General features: G+C 59.1%; 18 protein-coding genes. 5 read left to right on the forward strand and 13 right to left on the reverse strand.

The genetic code is table 11. The annotated features are described in order from the left end of the window. Positions 1-5: 5 nt before the first annotated feature. From NKI46_RS25670 to NKI46_RS25725, 12 genes are all read right to left on the reverse strand, one after another. A complete protein-coding gene (locus tag NKI46_RS25670) occupies positions 6-383 on the reverse strand; it encodes a DUF1622 domain-containing protein (protein ID WP_352748553.1) in 378 nt (125 codons plus the stop codon). Then, complete coding sequence (locus tag NKI46_RS25675; protein WP_502896840.1) at positions 380-1,357, reverse strand: formylglycine-generating enzyme family protein; 978 nt, start codon at positions 1,355-1,357, stop codon at positions 380-382. The genes NKI46_RS25670 and NKI46_RS25675 overlap by 4 nt, the downstream gene beginning before the upstream one ends. Before the next feature lie 273 nt (positions 1,358-1,630). Then, positions 1,631-2,491, reverse strand: coding sequence for a bile acid:sodium symporter family protein (locus NKI46_RS25680; RefSeq protein ID WP_352748556.1), 861 nt, complete (start codon positions 2,489-2,491; stop codon positions 1,631-1,633). A 78-nt stretch (positions 2,492-2,569) separates the two neighbouring features. Next, positions 2,570-3,985 (reverse strand): DUF1254 domain-containing protein, encoded by a 1,416-nt coding sequence (locus NKI46_RS25685; protein ID WP_352748559.1) that lies wholly within the window; start codon positions 3,983-3,985, stop codon positions 2,570-2,572. 103 nt (positions 3,986-4,088) lie between these two features. Further along, positions 4,089-5,462, reverse strand: coding sequence for a DUF1254 domain-containing protein (locus NKI46_RS25690; protein WP_352748562.1), 1,374 nt, complete (start codon positions 5,460-5,462; stop codon positions 4,089-4,091). Between the two features lie 78 nt (positions 5,463-5,540). Then, on the reverse strand, positions 5,541-7,097 hold the full coding sequence (locus tag NKI46_RS25695) for an arylsulfatase (protein WP_352748565.1): 1,557 nt from the start codon (positions 7,095-7,097) through the stop codon (positions 5,541-5,543). A 61-nt stretch (positions 7,098-7,158) separates the two neighbouring features. Beyond that, positions 7,159-7,389 carry a hypothetical protein gene (locus tag NKI46_RS25700; RefSeq protein WP_352748568.1) on the reverse strand — a complete coding sequence of 77 codons (231 nt, stop codon included), beginning with the start codon at positions 7,387-7,389 and terminating at the stop codon, positions 7,159-7,161. A gap of 6 nt (positions 7,390-7,395) precedes the next feature. Then, entirely contained in the window at positions 7,396-7,875 is a 480-nt protein-coding gene (locus NKI46_RS25705; RefSeq protein WP_352748571.1) for a YidH family protein, read from the reverse strand. 135 nt (positions 7,876-8,010) lie between these two features. After that, the gene (locus NKI46_RS25710) at positions 8,011-9,231 is read right to left on the reverse strand and encodes an alpha/beta hydrolase (protein WP_352748574.1); all 1,221 of its coding nucleotides are present in this window, start codon (positions 9,229-9,231) and stop codon (positions 8,011-8,013) included. Positions 9,232-9,248: 17 nt separating this feature from the next. Beyond that, positions 9,249-10,208 carry a SphA family protein gene (locus tag NKI46_RS25715; protein ID WP_352748577.1) on the reverse strand — a complete coding sequence of 320 codons (960 nt, stop codon included), beginning with the start codon at positions 10,206-10,208 and terminating at the stop codon, positions 9,249-9,251. Positions 10,209-10,242: 34 nt separating this feature from the next. After that, positions 10,243-11,097, reverse strand: coding sequence for a hypothetical protein (locus NKI46_RS25720; protein ID WP_352748580.1), 855 nt, complete (start codon positions 11,095-11,097; stop codon positions 10,243-10,245). 132 nt (positions 11,098-11,229) lie between these two features. Then, positions 11,230-11,478: a hypothetical protein gene (locus NKI46_RS25725; RefSeq protein ID WP_352748582.1), complete on the reverse strand. Its 249-nt coding sequence runs from the start codon at positions 11,476-11,478 to the stop codon at positions 11,230-11,232. 461 nt (positions 11,479-11,939) lie between these two features. On the opposite strand from NKI46_RS25725, the gene NKI46_RS25730 reads away from it, so the two are divergent. The 5 genes from NKI46_RS25730 (at position 11,940) to NKI46_RS25750 (ending at position 16,909) form a co-directional block, all read left to right on the forward strand. Continuing rightward, a complete protein-coding gene (locus tag NKI46_RS25730; RefSeq protein ID WP_352748585.1) occupies positions 11,940-12,731 on the forward strand; it encodes a DUF2092 domain-containing protein in 792 nt (263 codons plus the stop codon). Continuing rightward, the gene (locus tag NKI46_RS25735) at positions 12,728-13,060 is read left to right on the forward strand and encodes a hypothetical protein (RefSeq protein WP_352748588.1); all 333 of its coding nucleotides are present in this window, start codon (positions 12,728-12,730) and stop codon (positions 13,058-13,060) included. Before NKI46_RS25730 ends, NKI46_RS25735 begins: the two co-directional genes overlap by 4 nt. A 19-nt stretch (positions 13,061-13,079) precedes the next feature. After that, positions 13,080-14,075: an HAD family hydrolase gene (locus NKI46_RS25740; protein WP_352748590.1), complete on the forward strand. Its 996-nt coding sequence runs from the start codon at positions 13,080-13,082 to the stop codon at positions 14,073-14,075. 56 nt (positions 14,076-14,131) lie between these two features. Further along, positions 14,132-14,551 carry a hypothetical protein gene (locus NKI46_RS25745; protein ID WP_352748593.1) on the forward strand — a complete coding sequence of 140 codons (420 nt, stop codon included), beginning with the start codon at positions 14,132-14,134 and terminating at the stop codon, positions 14,549-14,551. A gap of 132 nt (positions 14,552-14,683) precedes the next feature. Beyond that, entirely contained in the window at positions 14,684-16,909 is a 2,226-nt protein-coding gene (locus NKI46_RS25750) for a mechanosensitive ion channel family protein (protein WP_352748596.1), read from the forward strand. Positions 16,910-17,287: 378 nt separating this feature from the next. Here NKI46_RS25750 and NKI46_RS25755 read toward each other — a convergent pair whose 3' ends face one another. Continuing rightward, positions 17,288-17,680, reverse strand: a complete 393-nt coding sequence (locus tag NKI46_RS25755; protein ID WP_352748599.1) for a response regulator — start codon at positions 17,678-17,680, stop codon at positions 17,288-17,290. Positions 17,681-18,049: the final 369 nt, after the last annotated feature.

An 18,049-nucleotide genomic window follows, 5' to 3' on the forward strand; every position in this document is an offset into this window, starting at 1 on the left:
ATGCTCTAGCTTGCTGTAACTTTGCCGGCTTCGGTTTCGCGCTGGAGATCGCGGGCCTCTCGCTGATCTCGCTCCAGAAAGAAATTCAGGAAGGTGCGGATCACGGCAATTGCACCCAAGCGGCCGACATCATCCCAGCTCGGCGCGATGGAGGTCTCGATAATATCGGCCGCGAGTTGGAATGTTAGGCCTGCGATCAGCCACCGTGCATGGCGCATCCAGACGGAGCGAATGGCGTAGTGACCTTCCGGATGGCTGAGCATTACCCTGACGCCGTTCACGAACGCCTCAATGGTACCTGCCAGGATCATAGCCAGGGCCAGCAGGTCGATGATTGGCGCGCTGATTTCCGTCAGGCGGCTCAGCCATTCGGCAAGGATCATGAACGGTCTCCCCCTGGACGGACAATGCAGCGGAAACCAAGATGGGAGATCGAGGTGTCGACCGGTTGTGCCATGCGTGCCGCGGGGCGGTAGCGTCGGCAGTAGTTGGGCGCGCAGAGATGCGAGCCTCCCTTGGTCACCTTGCGCGGAATTTTCACCTCGGGCTGGCGTGGGTCGTAGCTGGCTTCGCGCACAGCGCCGCGCGGGTTTTCCGCGGTGCAGCACGGGCTGTCGATCCTGCCGTGCTCCTGGTACCAGTCCGTCGTCCATTGCCAGACATTGCCGGCCATGTCGAAGAGGCCGTAGCCATTGGCCGGAAACGAGCCGACCGGGGCGGTGTACTCGTATCCGTCGTCTAGCGTGTTGCGGTGCGGGAATTCGCCCTGCCAGGTATTCGCCATGTGCAGGCCGTCGGGCGTCAGTTCGTCGCCCCAGACGTAGTCCGCGCCTTCAAGCCCACCGCGCGCGGCAAACTCCCATTCGGCTTCCGTCGGCAACTCCTTGCCCGCCCAGCTTGCATAGGCGTCGACGTCCTCGTAGGCGACATGCACCACTGGGTGATCGGCCAGTTTCTTGATCGAACTGGCCGGGCCTCGCGGATGGCGCCAATTAGCGCCGCGTACATAGACCCACCAGTTGTAGTGGTTGCGCATCTCGACCGGGCCGACCGGCTTCTTGAACATGGTCGAGGACGGTGAAAGCATGTCAGGCAAGGCGCCGGGATAGTTTTCCGGGTTTGCCGGCTTTTCGGCCAACGTGATGTAGCCGGTCGCTGAGACGAACTTTTCGAAATCGCCGTTCGTCACTGTGAACCGGTCCATCCAGAAACCATCCACCCTGACCCGGTGGACCGGTGCTTCCTCGGGATAGAATTTTTCAGAGCCCATCAAAGACGAGCCGCCTGGAATCCAGATCATACCGTCAGTCGGCGAATTTTTCGAAGCCGGCATCATTTCCAGTTGATCGGCGATCATCCCGTCAGGCCTGCTGTTTCCATCCATCATCAACCTCCTTGCGCTCTAGTCACGGACAAAGCGCGGCCGTCAATCGTGCCAGCAGGGCTGCTGGGCATGGCCTTCTGCTCACCCCGGGTCGTTGGTTCCAAATACAATGATGACAGGTAGATCGCGACCATCCCCGCAATGGCCAGGATATGGATCCAAGCGTCCATCCTGTTCAGTTGACGGCGACAAGTCATTTAGCTCACCCACTCATCCCGCTATGTCGAGGAAGTCCCATAAGCTCAGTCATCGCGCTGCACTCGACTGTGTAGCGGCATGGGTGCGCCTGCGCCAGTTCACGTAGGGAATGCAGATGATCGCGCTGGCGATCAGGTGCCATAAGACGACGGCGATCACCGCCTTTTCGTCGGGAAAGGTCGCGCTGGCAACGGCCAAGGCGACGCCGGGATGGCGGGCGCTGCTGGCCAGTGCCAACACCGTACGGTTGTCCGGGTCAGGTCCGCCAAGGGTGTGACCAACGAGGACGCCGGCGACGGTGAATATCGCAAGCGCCACCAGCGTTCCATTGCCGACCATTGCGGCCATGGCAGGCCATATCTTGATCAGAACCGGAATGAAGGCCGCTATAAGAAGAACGGTTGCAAACAGCGAGAGCGGGTGCGCAAGTCGGGTCGCGAAGGACGGAAAGAATTGCCGCGCCGCCAGCCCGATGACGAGCGGCAAAAACACACCCGTGGCCACGACGGAGGCCACCTTCGCAGCCGGCACGCCGATGCCAAGGCCGGCCCAGTCGCCAAGCAACGCGATACCGAGCGGCACGACGATGATGGACAGTGCGGCCATGATGACGAGCAGACTTGCCGTGTAGGAGACCGTTCCGCCGGCCTTGGTCTGCTTGGCAGGCAAGATCGGCGGCACCGGAGACAGTGACAGCGCCACAAGCGCGATCTTGACCGCTGGGTGAAGATCAAACAACAGCACCATCGCCACGGCGATCATGACCATGATGACGTTCATTGACAGGAACGAACGAACGAGCAGGCCTGGCTGCCGCAGCAAAGAAATCGCATCGCGCCAGCTCGCGTGAAGGCCAAGCGCCAATACCATTAACCCCATGCTGAGGTTGATCGCGATTGGGATAAGCATTGCGATCGTCATATCTTTCGCTCTATCTGCGTGCGTTCCAAAGCTTTGTTGGCTGGCATGATCGATCCCCCTGTTCCGCTAATCGATCCGCTCGAAATCTGGTAGCTTCCAACTGGCGTCGAAATAGGCTTCGGTGGGCTCGTAGAGGCGGAAATAAGAGAACCAACCCTTGCCGAGCGCGGTAGGGATCCAGTTCTGTTCGAAGCCTTTGGGCGCCTTCGGCCCGCAATAGACGTCGACAGACCCGTCGCCATTCTTCCTGAGGTCCATCCGCGAAGAGCGGTCGGCGATCTGCTGCTGGTTGAGGATCAGCGAACGGGTGTCGAGATCGTACAGCGTGACCGACCAGAACAGGTTGGCCGGGGGATTGGGCGGCACGCGCAGCCGATAGGAATTGCCGCCGTCGAGCCAGTCGCCCGCCTTGTCGCGATAGGCGCCGAGGTAGGCGGAGGACGGGCCTGGCCGGTTGGGAGACATGTCGGCCGCCGCTGAATAAGCCTCGTAGAACCAGGAGGCCCGCTCATCGAGGCGGCCCCAATATTCCGCCGGATCGTCCGCATCCAGGTTCAGCGCATGGTCCCAGTGCGCACCGTCGTGGTACTTCACGCAGGCAAAGCGGCGGTCGCAGGTGTTGGCCTTTGCCATGGCCTCGCCTAGAAGAGCGCCCTGTTCCAGCAGCTCCTTCTGCCGCGCATCGGGAGCAAAGGCCTTGCCCTTCTCGATCCCAAGGGGCTTCAGCATTTCCAGGAAGAAATGGTCGCGTTCGCCCAATTGTTCGCGCTGGACGATGCCGTCAAGCCGCTCCCAATAGGTCAGGCCGCGCGGCGGGATGCCGCTCCATGGACGGTCGGCCGCCTCTATCAGCGACGTTGGCGGGGGGCTATCGCGCGCGGCATAGGGATAGATGCGCAGTTGCGAGAGAACAGTCTCGGCCTGTCCGGGATCGGTGACCGTGATCCGCACGCCGATCATGAAACTCAGGCTCGGCACGCTCAGGATTTCGTGGGTGCGGGTATCGCCGGGCTGTTCCTGGCCGGGGCCGAGGATCAGATATTTCCCGCCAGGCTCGCAACCCTCTATTGCTTCCTGCCAGATACTTACTAGGCCGCCACGAATGCCGCTCGGTGGCAGTTCCAGGACAAGCGGCCCCGACCGGGTGAGATCCACGAACCCGACATAGTAAGGCGTGGTTGCATTCGGCGTCAGGATGCCGCGCTTGTCGGTATAGCTCAGATAGGCAACGATCTGCCCGTTGGCGGCGCCTAGCCCCTCTGACGCATGTTGCCATTCGGCAAAACCTACCAGCGGGAGCGCCCAAAGATAAGCCTGGCAGGCGCGCTGAAAATCACGCTCGTCAAACAATCTCTCCAGCGTCTCCGGCGTTGGGTAACCGTTTGCGAAATCATGAGTGAATTGAAGCGCGCCGATGCGCGTATCGAGCTTTTGCTGGGTGCCGGAACCGGTCCGTATGGGGGCGATGCCAAGCGTTGCCATATTCTGTCTCCCAGATATCGAGTAGCGACATGGCGCTCTCTTTGATTTCTATTTCGGGCCGCCAGTGATTTCCGCGGGCGACGCCGCGCTCGCTTCAGCGGCATTACCCGCCTGTCGGCTGGAGCTTCGGCAGTTTCCACTTACCGGTCATCGCTGCTTCGCTAGGACCGTAGACGCGCAGAACGAGGCTGTATTTCGCTGCCGGCGAAGGTAGCCAATTGGCCTCCTTCTCGGCGCCCGGCGAGGTTGGCCCGACATAGATGTCGAGCGAGCCGTCGGCGTTATAGGCAAGGCCATCGGTGCGGTCACCGATCGAGTAGCGCTTCAGCGGATTGGCGAAGAGAAACCGGTCCGGCAGCGTGTAGAGCGTCGCCGACCAGAAGAACTTTGCTGGCGGCAGATCGGGCTTGTCGAAATGCACGACGGAAGGCGCCGTGCCGTCACCCAGCCAGCCGCCATACCAGGCCTCCGCGATCGAATTGCCGTACAGACCTTTCATCGCGGCGACGGCGCGGTTGAGGTAATTGTTCTTCTGCTCTTCGCGCGAGCCGAACAACCCGTTGGTATCGAATGTCTTGGCGGCGAGCACATCGATCTCGGCCTGTCCGTCCTTCACGCCATCCGTAATGGCCGCGAGAATAACGGGATCGACCTTCGCGGAATCCCACGGTTGGCCCGGCCCGATTCCGATCTTCGCAAAGCGCTGGCGAAGTTCGACCTCGGATGGGTCGGGCGGTAAGGCAAACTGCAGCAGGAAGTTCAGATAACCTATGAAGCCGTGCGAACGCGCAGTGGCAACGTCATAGGGCGGGAAGGCGATGGCAGGCGCTGGCGGAGGCGCCTTCTGTCCAACGAAAGCGCTCAACGGCTTCAACTTGTATCGAGCCTGTAGCGCCTTGACGCCGGCCGATCCGTCCGGCCCGATCGATGTGCGGGTCAGCGTTCCGACGATCTCAGTCTCCGCATGAAAGACCTGTTTGATGCCCGCTGGCGTTTCGCCCTTCCAGTTCGGCCCCGCAATCAGATAGCTGCCCGCATCGAAGCCGGTTGAGCGCACGCCGGTATAGGCGAAATTGAATGTGAACAGGTCGATCCACTGCATCACATAGTAGCGGTCCTTGGGTACGGCGGGCACGCTGATCACATAGGGTTCGGCGCGCAGGTCCAACCAGGCCCACGAATAGGGTGTGTCGTTGTTGGGGGTGACAATGTCCTTGTTGTCGGGCGTGAACGGCTCGGAGTAGTGCCGATACACGCCGAACCCGCCGACATATCCGGGATCGGCTTTGTCCACTGCCTGTTTGCGCCAAGTCTGATAGCTTTCCATCATCGCGTAGGCATAGACGTAGGCATCCTTGGCGATCGCCCGCGCTTCGTTTGGGCCGACATTCGCGGCTGCGGCGGCTGCGCCGGACCACGAAGCGGCAAAGGATACCGATGAGAGCAGGACCAACGTCTGCCTGCGGTTCAAGTCCATGGTGTGCTCCACGATTCCTGCTGCAACGGAAGCCGGTGGCGGCGTGCTGTGCGCGCGCCGCGTTGTTTTCGTGGCTTGCTAGTGATTGGCGCCGCCTGCGGCGTCACTCATCTTGGCCAACGCGGCCGACAGGTCGAAACTGCCGGCATGCTGCGCTTGCGGAAATTCCTTGAAGGTTTCTATGAACATGCCAACCGCCGTCTGCGCGACGAACAGGAAGTACATGTTGTGCAGCACCCATTCGTAATAAGTATTCGATGTGGTGTCCGCCCGCTCATAAGGATCGGTGCGCAGGTTGAAGAGCTTCGGTAGCCGAAGGGGCGTAAATGGCTCCGCCCATATCTGCAGCGTTCCTTTGCAGCGCTGTTCCATGAACACGAGCTTCCAGTTGTCGTAGCGGACCGCTAGAACGTCGCCATCGTCGCTGAAATAGATGTAGAGCTTGCGCGGACTGTCGTCGGCATCGCCAATCAGGTAGGGCAGTAGATTGTAGCCGTCGATGTGGTTCTTGTAGGTCCGACCGATCGCCTTGTAGCCCGTCTTCAACTCCTCGACGACCTCGGGAGCGCCAGCCATGGCCAGAAAGGTCGGGAGCCAGTCGTGATGCTGCACGATGCCGTTGGCGATCGACCCGGCCTTGATGTGGCCCGGCCAGCGGACCAACATCGGAATTCGGAACGCGCCTTCCCAGTTGGTGTTCTTTTCCGAGCGGAATGGCGTCATGCCGGCATCTGGCCAGGAGTTCATGTGCGGGCCATTGTCGGTCGAGTACATGACGAAAGTGTCGTCGGCGATGCCGAGCTCGTCGAGATAGTCGAGCATCTCGCCGACGTTCTTGTCATGGTCAACCATCGTGTCGTGATAGTCGGATTGCCAGCGGCCCGCCTGACCTTTGTGTTCGGGCTTCGGGTGCGTGTAGAGGTGCATGTGCGTTGTGTTGAGCCACAGGAAGAAAGGATTGCCTGCATCGTTCTGGCGCTTGATGAAATCCTTGGCGTTGGCGACGAAGTCGTCGTCGCAGGTTTCCATGCGTTTCTTGGTCAGCGGACCGGTGTCCTCGATCTTCTGCTTGCCTACCCTCCCCCAGCGCGGATCAACGGTCGGATCGTCCACGTCGGTCGCCCAGGAATGAATGACACCGCGTGGGCCGAACTTCGCCTTGAACCCGGGAATGTCCTTCTCGGTCGGATAGTCGTCCATCTCCGGCTCTTCCTGGGCGTTGAGATGGTAGAGGTTGCCATAAAATTCGTCGAAGCCATGATTGGTCGGCAAGTGCTTGTTCAAGTCGCCGAGATGGTTCTTGCCGAACTGTCCGGTGGCATAGCCCTGGTTCTTGAGCAGCGCCGGAATGCTGACGATGGTCTCCATCATCCCCTGTGGCGCGGCGGGGATGCCGACCTTTGACAGGCCCGTGCGGTAGACACTCTGACCGGTGATGAAGGAGGAGCGGCCCGCCGTGCAGGACTGCTCGCCATATGAATCGGTGAACAGCATGCCTTCCTTGGCGATGCGATCAATGTTGGGGGTCTGATAGCCCATCAGTCCGTGGGTGTAACAGCTCAGGTTCGACTGGCCGATATCGTCGCCCCATATGACGAGGATATTCGGCTTGCCGGTCTTCGGTGATTTCGCCATCCTGTTTCTCCTAGGTTACCGCTATCTCAAGTGCATGATCGCCAATGGCCAACGCGCCTTTCTACGGAATCACGTGCAGCCATTTCAAAATCCTGGTGAGGATGCCCTGCTCTTCTTTCTGGATTGATTGTAGCGCTTTCAACGTGTCGGCCATGTCATGGAGAGCCTTGCGGTTCTCCGCGCTGTTTTCATCGGAGAGCCCTGCGATGGCGCTGTCCTGCGCCTTGCGCAGTTCACGAATTGCGGCTCGCAGCGCGAGGATGCGAGGAGTTTCCATTTCAAGGTTGCCCATCCTTTCTCATGTCGCCGAGCCGTCAGTGAACGGGCCGACATTGAAGACCATGCTGCTGATGGCGACGAGGCCAACCAGAAGCAGGATCACGGCGGTTATGAGCGTGAACGAAACCGGGTAGCCGGTCTCAGCATGGATAAGACCGGCATCACGCATGGCGCCACGCTCGCGGCGGAGGCCGGCCATGAAGAGAACATGATAGATGATGCCGGCGATCAGCATCAGGATGCCGAGAAGCACCAGTGTGACGCCAAAATTGCGGGGTGCGGCGGCATGGGCCAGCGTGCCGGCGTCCCGCAGTTTCTGGAACACCTGGAAAATGGTGAAGCCGAAACTGATGAGCGACAGCGCGGTGCGGATCACCGACATCAGCGTGCGATCAGCGCTCATGCGAGTACGCTGGAACGACATCCCGGTACGGCGTGAGGACAATTCGGTGTTGATGCGATCGGACGGCGATTGTCCGGTGACAAGTTCAACGCTCATTGCAAAGATCCTGCGAACGGGACGGTGTTGAATTCGACCAACACTCGGATGCGGCTGCGGGATTTCGAAGTACGTTACCGTAACGATACGTGCCGGAGGGCTGAACTGGCGGCATTGACGGCCGCCGGAGCGAGATCACTCTGCCGCAGGATCGGCCTTTAGTATTGTCCCGAGCTGATCGGGGGCCGCGGCATTTCCTCTTCCCTCGACAATCGAAATGGGGGCACTGACGGTCCTCGCAGCGACCTTGCCGACCGTTCCTACCGTGCCGGCAATCACCATGCCCAGTCCGTCGCCAAGGCCTACTCGCGAGTCAGTCAGGATCTGACCGGAGGCCAATTGAGATCCCAGCAACTTCACGATTTCAGGGCTTTCGGCAAACTTGCTGTGGTTCAAGCGATCGTCCGTCTTGACGTTGGTCAGGTCGATAACGGTTATTCCCGCCGCTTGAAGCTTCGACTTGTAGGGCTCCTTCGACGGATCGATCTGCCCCACCCGGTCGACATCGCCTGAAATCAGGCGCGAGATCGCAAGCGCCCGATCGTCCCGCGAGATCATGATCGTAAATTTCGGCTTTTCCGGCCCAAGTTCGGTCCACTGGCGACCGAAGACATCCACATCAAGGTCGGGCGATGCAAGAATTACGTTCCTGATCTTGGGAGAAACCCGCCCGTCCTGCAAGGCCATTTGCCTCAGCCCCTCCATGGCGAGCCAGGTTCCCATCGAGTGCGCCATGACGGTAATGTCCGTCACAGTTCGGTCATTGGCCAAAGCCTTCAATGCCCGCTCGAAGGCGGTGCGGGAAAAATTGGTGCTTTCCTTGTCGTAATTGTAGTCCAGGACGCTCGCGCGCGATGGCCAGGTGAAGAGAATGGGCGTGACCTTCGCCCCAGAGTCGTGGACGAATTGCGCGAAGCGAAAAACCGAATCCTCATAACGGTTGTTGAAGCCATGGACGAAGACGAGCACATGGCCGGTTGAATTGTGGGAGTGGAGCCAGTCGCCGGCCTGCGGAATCGAAAGGTTCTTCGCGGCGACAACAGCGAATTCCTTTTGGGGATTGGGCGGCAGCTTTTTCGGCCATTCGACCGTGCCAGACAGACGGTTCGGTGGAATTGAAATGGTCAGGTCGGTCAACGAAAGCGTCGGGCTGCGCTCACCCGTGAACAACGTTGCGGGATCGCCCGAAGGTTTGCGGCTCGTCGCCACCAGCATCGTTACATCGGACGCCGACGCTGCCATCGTATTGGCCGCTATCGGCGCCAGCACGCCTTCAGGTCCCCCTGCGCACGCCGACAGCGTGAGCAGGCACAGTGTCGCGACGATTTTGCTAACCAGTTGCACATTGCGTAGCACCTGATTTGTCCCGCCGCTCAAAATTTCCCGGACATGTCGAAGAACACTGCGTCGCCTTTCATGCGGTGCTCGACCTCGACCTCGTGGGCCCATCTCAATGTTAAATCGACCTCGGTTCTCTCGCGGAATTTGGCCTTGTATTTAACCAGCGGGCCGACCGCAATCGAACTTCCCCTGAAGCCGCCATGGGCGTCGGCGAACGTGCTGCGGTCATCTTCGATCTGGTCCAGAAAGCCCGCGATCGCTCCCACCGACAGGTTCTCCGTCACTGCCTTCGTGACCGAGAGATCGAGATGAGCCATCGCGCCGCTGTAGTAATCGGTGTCCTGGTTCTTGGTGTTGATGTCCACACCAAATTTGGCCGAGAGGTCCAGCCCGTGCTGCGGGATAAGATAGGTGAACCCGATCGCCGGAGTGAACGTCCAGTAGTTCATGCCGATGAAGGCAAGGTCTCCCTCTTTCCATTCACCGGTAGGAGCGGTAACCGTCAGCGAGGCCGACAGCCAGGTGTTCATGGCATCGTTATGCCAGCCGAGTACGAGGGGCGCGAAAGCGATGTCGCCGAGCCCGGTTACGTGCTGATCCGTCCCGAACGGACCAACCTCGGCAGTGGCCCCGGTCCGGCCCAACGGGATGGCAAGCTGGACGGCGTATGTCCAATTTCCCGGCAAGTGCAACTCGGGCACGTAGACCCCAGCCAGGATCGCGGCATAGGTATCACCAGTAAGGCCAGCCGCCACGGAGCCGTTTCCGAATGGCACCTCGCCACTTGCTTCGCCATGGTAATAAACGTTGGATATTGCCCAATAAGCGGCGCCAGGCGTGGGCGGTACAATGGCTGCGCCAGGACCGGCGAAGGCGCCGGGGATATAGCGTCCGGCAACGGCTTCGGTGGCATTTGCCTGCCTCGCGAAAGGGAATGCCACAAGAGCAGCTGTCGCGATTGCGAGCCAGGCCGGCGATCCTGCTTTAGTCATCGTCTCCCTTTCTGTACCGGGGTCTCGTGGACCGCTAGAAATTGACCAACGAAACGCCGACCTCCACGTTGAAGTCGTAAGGCCGGTCATTGCCGATACCGACACCTGGCCTGATATAGCCGTTGACTGCGCCGCCGTTGGCCAGCTTGCCCATATTGAAGCCCAGAGCGATCTCCCAGGACATTGGCGCCGTATCGGCTTCAAAATCATAACTTGCGGTCAAATCCGACGTGAGCCACCAGCGTTTGGCGTGAGGTTTGTAAACGACGTAGAGATCGAAATCGCCGCGATTGACATCGACCCGATTGCTGTCGCCGGCGAATGAAAGACTTTGGATGTAGGCAGGCGCGATGATGACCTCCGGGCTGGCAAAATAGGCCCAGGTCAAGCCGGGCGCGGCGACCCATTTGCCGGTGCCAAGCACATCCTCGGAGGCGCTCGGCGCATAGATCTCGGTGCTGAGGATAAATGCCTGCCGCCTGGTTACATATGGAATCCAGCTGAGCTTCGCCGCAATGTCGCCAAGGCCGAATTCGTTGTCGCCTGCCAGATTGGTTGCATCGAGCGGTACGGTCAGACGGATCGAAGCTTTTCCGTCGAGAAACGGCTCCGTGTAACGGAGGTTGGTAATGTCGTAGTATCCGTCGCCGGGTAGGAATCGATACTCGTTCGAGACCGCGAGGGTTCTTGTCAGAACAGCAGGGTTCGTCCCCGAAGTATCCTTGGCCTCCTGGGCTTCGGCACCGCCGGCAACGGGTAGAGCAATAGCAAGGGCTATGGTGAGAACACTACAATTTGAGCCTGACGCTGGAGCATCTGCAGCCGGTTCCTGAGGGCGAAAGGCGCCTGCCAGCAGGGTTGCACCTACGCCCGAGCGAGTTTGTCCCATCAACATCCCCGGTCACGACCCCCTCTGCCGCGCGCCGCAAGCTTTCGGCGCGTCACACGATTGAATCGGAATGGCGGGATGCGAAGTACGTTACAGTTACAGAGGCCGCAAATTCGACCTTGCCGCCTGACGTCATTGGCAGATGCGGATAATGTCGTTTTCCAGTTCAATGCACAGCTCTTCATATTCAGAAATGACGTCTTGGTCGGCGTTGATGTCACCATTACGCAACCGATTAAGCATTGTGCTTGCGTCTTCATACGCTCCGCACAGGCTGAGGACATTCGGCTTAGTCGCACAAGCAACCTGAAGCCTGCCTCGCAATACTGGCAGTTTCAGCATGAGCCTTATCAGGCCCCGACGGTTCGCTTCGTTGTCCATGGCTCGATCCGGTGCGGTTCCTCCGCGCGAATAACCATCAGCAGAAGTTTCAAAGTGGATGCGGTCTGAGGGTGATGCCGTAGCTTCGTTCACCAACGATGCTCGTAGTTGGTCGACATGCCAGTACTTAACTGTAGCAAGGCGAAGCGGGTTTGGCCCTCCGCCCTCTATCCGGAACGCATCAGCCTTTTCGAGATTACGAACCGGAGCGCAATTATCTAACGAAACCTGCCTGCGGCGATTGATTAGACGGCCCTGTTACTGTTTCGTATCGGTATGTTCGCAAGCCCAGCCTTGTGGAAGCAAGCCCAGAACTTACTCTGACAGTCGACGCGCTCGGTCAATCGAACCGGGCCTCTCCGAGGCCCGTCTTCCGTGTCAATCGGCGCATCGGCCGCAGCCAACGGCTCTGCAGTTCGGAGTCGTTGCCGGCGCGACACACCAAACCGTTGGAGTTCGCGATGCCAAGACATCTCATATCCAAAACCCTCATCCGTCCTTGCGGCTGGCTCCTTGCCGGCGCCCTGACTGTCCTTCCGATCGGCAACGCGATGGCCGACGATGCCAAGGATCTGCTCAAAGCTATGTCAGACTACCTGGCCAAGCAGAAGACTTTCTCATTCAGCTACGACTCCTCCGTGGAAGCCGTCACGCACGATTTCGAGAAGCTTCAGTTCGCCAGCTCGGGCAAGGTCGAGGTCGCAAGGCCCGACAAGATCAGTGTGTCGAGGATTGGCGGCTTTGCAGATGTTGAGACAGTCTTTGACGGCACGACCCTGTCCATCCTCGGCAAGAATTTGAATGTCTACAGCCAGGTTGAGGCCAAAGGCACGCTCGACGACCTCGGTGAGCAACTTTCGAGCGCCGGCATTGACCCGCCCGGGGCCGATATTCTGGCCTCAAACGTCTTCGACACACTTATGGACGGGGTTACCGACGCCCGGCACATTTCGAGCGCCTATATCGACGGCGTCGAGTGCGAGTATCTTGCCTTCCGCTCGCGTGACGTCGACTGGCAGATCTGGATCCAGGCAGGCGATCAGCCGATCCCTCGGCGTTATGTCATCACCAGCAAGCACGTGTCGCAGGCCCCCCAATACACGCTTGAGACCAAGGACTGGAAATTCGGGTCCGCGGTTGCGGCGAACGACTTCACGTTCAAGGCGCCAGCGGACGCCAAGAAAGTCGACCTGAGCGAAATCGCGCAGATCGATGAGGTACCGAGCCCTGAAGACGATGGAGACGATCAATGACCAGGTTTGGCAAACTCCTGACGGCTTCGATTTTTGGCGGGTTTCTGTGCGCTGAAATCGGGCCTGTTTCCGACCTCCCATTCCTCGGAGTTCTGAACCCGGTTTCGACAGCGCAAGCCAGAATCGGTCGTCCGTTAACACCGCTGTCCTATGCCGGTGTGGCGCGCCGTACCGCGCGTCGAACAACAAGGCGGGTCATTGCACGGCAGATCGCCGTGCTGCCGCCAGCGTGCGTCTACGGCCTCTACTATGGCCACTACTACTACAATTGCGGTGGCATTTATTATGCGAGGACGGGTGGCGTCTACGTCGAAGTCGTCGTTCGGTGAACTCCAGATGAACTGGGTCATGGACAGACGTAGCCTGCTCGCCAGCATGCTGGCGGCCGCCTTGCCGGCTTCCAGCGTCGTATCCGCGCGCGCCCAGGCCGCCGCCCTTCCATCTTGGCAGGAGGGGCCCGCCAAAGCGTCGATCATGGAGTTTGTCGCAAGGGTTACTAGGCCGAACAGTCCGGATTTTGTCTTGGCTGACGAGCGCATCGCGGTGTTTGACAATGACGGGACGCTCTGGTGCGAACAGCCGATCTATTCCCAACTCGCCTTTGCATTGGATCAGGTGAAGTTGCTCGCGCCGGCTCATCCGGAATGGCAGACGCAGGAGCCGTTCAAATCCGTGCTCGCGAACGATCTGGCAGGGGTGGTTCGCTCTGGCGAGCAAGGGATATTCGAAATCATGACCGTCACGCACGCCGGCATGGCTACCGATGAATTTGACCGCGCGGTCATGGCCTGGACCAGGACGGCGCGCCATCCCCGCTACCATCGTGGCTACACCGAACTGGTTTTCCAGCCGATGTTGGAATTGCTGGAGTTTTTGCGGCAGAGCGATTTCAAGATATTCGTGGTGTCGGGCGGAGGAATTGATTTCATGCGTCCCTGGATGCAAGCCGTCTACGGCATCCCGCCCGAGAGAGTCGTGGGGTCATCGGGAATGGCCAAATATGTGGTCGGTGCGGATGGCAGGCCCGCCTTGATCAAAGACTCCAAGATCGATTTCGTCGATGACGGTCCCGGCAAACCCGTCGGAATCCACAAGTTTATTGGCCGCAGACCGATCTTCGCATTCGGGAATTCCGACGGCGATCTGCAGATGTTGCAATGGACCGCAGCAGGAAGCGGTGCGCGATTTATGGGGATTGTGCATCACACCGACGCTGATCGCGAATACGCGTACGATCGCAACTCGTCGGTCGGAAAGCTCGACAAGGCTTGGGACGAAGCGATGAAGGAGCGCTGGATCGTCGTCGACATGAAGCAGGACTGGAAAGTGGTCTTTCCTTCCTGAAGCCACGGGCCTCGTTGAAGATTCAATTTTAAATCTGGATGCATTGAGGTTTGAGGATGATGTTCGGAAAACCGTTTCTTGGCGCGACGGCTATCACAGCCATGCTTGCCGGAGGAGTGAGCCATGTAGCTGCGGCCTCCATCGAGGCGCTGCAAGGCGCATGGACGATGAATGGGACAGGATGCGATGACAACTTCAAGAAGCGAGGCAAAGGGTTTGAGTACAAAGACCGGAGTTCCACGCTAACGACCGGAATCATCGTCTCCGGCAGCAGGGTTCTCGGACCCAACTCCAGTTGCACGGCGGAGAAAATCTCACAGAGGGGAGATCATTTCTCGGTACTGTTGAGCTGCTCGGATGCCGTTCTATTCAGCAGCTTCTCGGCATCCTTCCGTGTCATCGACAAGACTCATTTCGAGCGCTTCGACCCTCAATTTCCGGAGGTTTCCGTCATTTACTACAAGTGCGAACCTTGAATGCCGAACTCAGGTCGGGGCGAGGCTCGGCTCAGCCGCACAGAGGGGGTCGCAATGAGAATTGCTCAAGTAACTCCGAAGGATAAGTTGGTCCGAGCGCGCCCGGCAGGACGTCTCGGAGATCTGATTGCGATGTTTGTCCTGATTGCCGGGCCGCTCGTTTTTGCGATCGCCCTCTTGTTGGCTGGTCAGGCACAGGCGCAGGCGACGGCAACCGTCCCGCCTGAAAGGGTCAAACAGTTGTTCGAGCTTCTCGACGATCCGTCAGTGAAGGCCTGGGTGGCCGAACAACGAAATCAGGACGCCGGATCGACGGGCGCGCCTGCCGAGGCCGGTGCTTCGCCGGCCGACGCATCGTCGGACGCCGTGACCCCACCCGGCCAGATGAATACGATGGCATCCTCGACGCTCGATCGGATCAAGCGTCATATCGAAAGGATCGTGCGAACTCTGCCCCTGCTGCCAGGCCAGTTCGCCCGCGTCCGGGCCCATACCATGCAGGATATGTCCAGCAAGGGGCCTGTCAGCGTACTTATTCTGATTGTGATGTTCATCGCTGCCGGCTTTGCGTTCACCTGGGCGACATACAAGCTCACCCGTCCATTTCGTCTTTGGATTATCGCTCAACCGAAGGATACGCCCATCGGGCGAGCCAAGAAGATCGGTGGTCGCGCGCTTTATTCCAGCATGCTGATCGTCTCGTTCGCGCTGGGCAGCGCCGGCGCGTTCATGTTGTTCGACTGGCCAATGCTTATCCGCGAGATTGTGCTGACGTTTCTGATGGCGGCGGTTGTTACACGGGCTGTGCGTCTGTACGCCATGGCCACGCTCGTCCCGTCCTTCATGAACGTCGAGAACGCCGTCGAGGTGCGTGCTTTGCCGATCACCAACGAGACGGCTGACCATTGGGCCTATTGGCTACCCCGTATCGTCGGCGTCTTCGCCTTCTTCGGCGCCGCGTTTATCCTGTTGCCGGGTCTCGGCATCGATCAGGACGGAATGACGGTCCTGTCGCTGGGCGCCGATTTCGTGCTGCTGTTGCTTTTTCTGCTTGCCGTTTGGCGTCGGCCAGGAACGCAGCGAGACGGTGTGCACCAAAGCGGTCGCACGGCAGCGACATGGCTATTGACTGCTTATTTCGTCGTTCTGTTCCTGCAGCGCAACGCCGGCCTTTATATACTCTTCTGGTTTACCTTCGCCGCATTCTTCCTGCCCCTGGCAATCGTGCTGACACAGCGCGGGGTAAATTTCGTTCTGCGGCCGGGTTCGGAAGATGCTGGCCGGCCTACGATCCCGGCGGTGACGATCGCTGTCATCGATCGCGGTATCCGTATGATTTTTATCCTGGTGGCGGCTTACCTTCTTGCCCGTGTCTGGGGTGTGGACATGCAATCCATGCGGGGCGGCGATACGACGACCATGCTCATATTGCGCGGCTTGATCAATGTCGTGGTCATTGCGCTTGCAGCCGATTTCGGCTGGTCGATCATCAAAGCTTTGATCGAAAGAAAGCTGGGCATCCAAACATCGCACGAGGTGATAGGCGACGAGAACGTCCCACCCCCCAACTCGCATCAGGCGCGGCTGCACACGCTGTTGCCGATCATCCAGAACATTTTGCTCGCAGTGATCGTCGTGATGGCGGTGCTGATGATGCTGGCCTCTATGGGCATCCAGATCGGCCCGCTGATCGCCGGCGCCGGCGTCGTCGGCGTCGCCGTGGGCTTTGGCGCACAAACAGTCGTCAAGGACGTGATCTCAGGTGTGTTTTATCTGCTCGACGATGCTTTCCGTGTCGGCGAATATATTTCATCGGGCAGCTACCGGGGCACGGTGGAGAGCTTTTCATTGCGCTCGGTCAAGCTGCGTCATCATCGAGGCCCGCTGTTCACGATACCTTTCGGTGAGCTCGGGGCGGTGCAGAACCAGAGCCGTGACTGGGTCACCGACAAATTCAACATCACCGTCGGCTATGACACCGACATCGACGTCGCTCGCAAGCTGATCAAGCGCATCGGCATCGAACTGGCGCAAGATCCCGAATTCAAACACTGGGTGATCGAACCGATCAAGATGCAGGGCGTACAGGAGTTCGGCGAGTACGGCATCGTCTTGAGGCTCAAGGCCACAACCAGACCTGGAGGCGCCTTCAGCATGAAAGGCAGATTCTTCTTGCGCCTCCGCCAGGCCTTCAAGGAGCAAGGCATCGAACTGCCATTCCCGACCGTCCACGTTCAGGGGCTGCAGAACCCGCATGGGACAGAGAATGCGCCTTTGGCGATCACACCCGAATTACGAATGGCTGTCGCCCAGTCGCACACCAATCGGCGCAGAAAAAAAGCCAGCACAACGGAGTAGGAATCTGTGGCGCCAGCCCGAAACGCTAGATGCTCGCAGCGGAGATGGCGCTTTATTGGCTCAACCGTCGGAGACGCGCAATTGGCGGCGCGTCGCGTTTCGCGCCCGCTAGGAAGAATGATCTAACAGGCCGTTAAATCTGTTTGTTCACGGTGCGTATTAGAACCAGATTGAGCACAAACCAGATTCAAAACGGATATCTTCGAGCCGTGCCAGAGTAGGATCCGCTTGCCGCCGTGGGCTAGCAGGTGGACCTGCTAAGCGTTCTCCAACGTCGGGCGCCACGTGCGTTCTATCTCGAGAAGTCAGCGGCATAGGCCGTGTAGTTGCCCCAGTCGAGCATCAACGAAGGCACGTCCGGGCGGCATCCAGATGCTGCTATGCTGTTTGAGCAGATGGATCGGCAGCATTCAGCAGTTGCGATACGGCAGTGATGATCTGGCCGGGCGCAAAGGGCTTTTGAATCATGATGCTCTTTGGCACACCTTTGGATGTCCATTCCGCAGACGACACGCTGGTCACGTAAATGACAGGCAATCCCGGGAACAATTCGCGAGCACGTTGCGCCACGTCCCAGCCGGTCTTTTCTCCTTTGAGATTTATGTCGGTCACAAGTGCGCGTACATCTGCCGGCGACGCCTCCAAGCTCGTTATCGCGAGTTCACCACTGGCAACGGTCGTGGTTGTATAGCCGCCCTCGTGAAGAGTATCCTCCAGATACACTTGAGTCAGCGGCTCATCCTCGACAACCAAAACCAATAGGTCTTCCATGCGCCGTTCCCCGACTGAGTGTGCGCCAACTCATAAATGCTGATTGGTTCCAGGTGTGAACGCTTTTATGTGCTTCGGCTCGTCATGGCGCTTTTTGGCCAGGCGAACAGCAGCTTTCAACTTCCTGCTTCGACAGCGTAACTGTGGATCCCAAGGCTGTCAGTTAGATGGTAAGATCGGCGGCCATCTTCAGTCGTCCCCCGTCCCTTACGTCGACAGCAGAGGAGGACATCTTCGGTCATGCGCATGGGGCGTTGGGCAGGAGCCGCCAACAACTGCCCATCGCTGTCGGGCGCTGTTGTTCCTAACCGGTGAAACAATAGCCGCGATTCACCTACCAGCGGGGGAGAGCTATCCTTCGAGAGTTCC

Origin of the sequence: Mesorhizobium sp. M0615, assembly GCF_040320805.1 — a bacterium.
Lineage (GTDB): Bacteria > Pseudomonadota > Alphaproteobacteria > Rhizobiales > Rhizobiaceae > Mesorhizobium.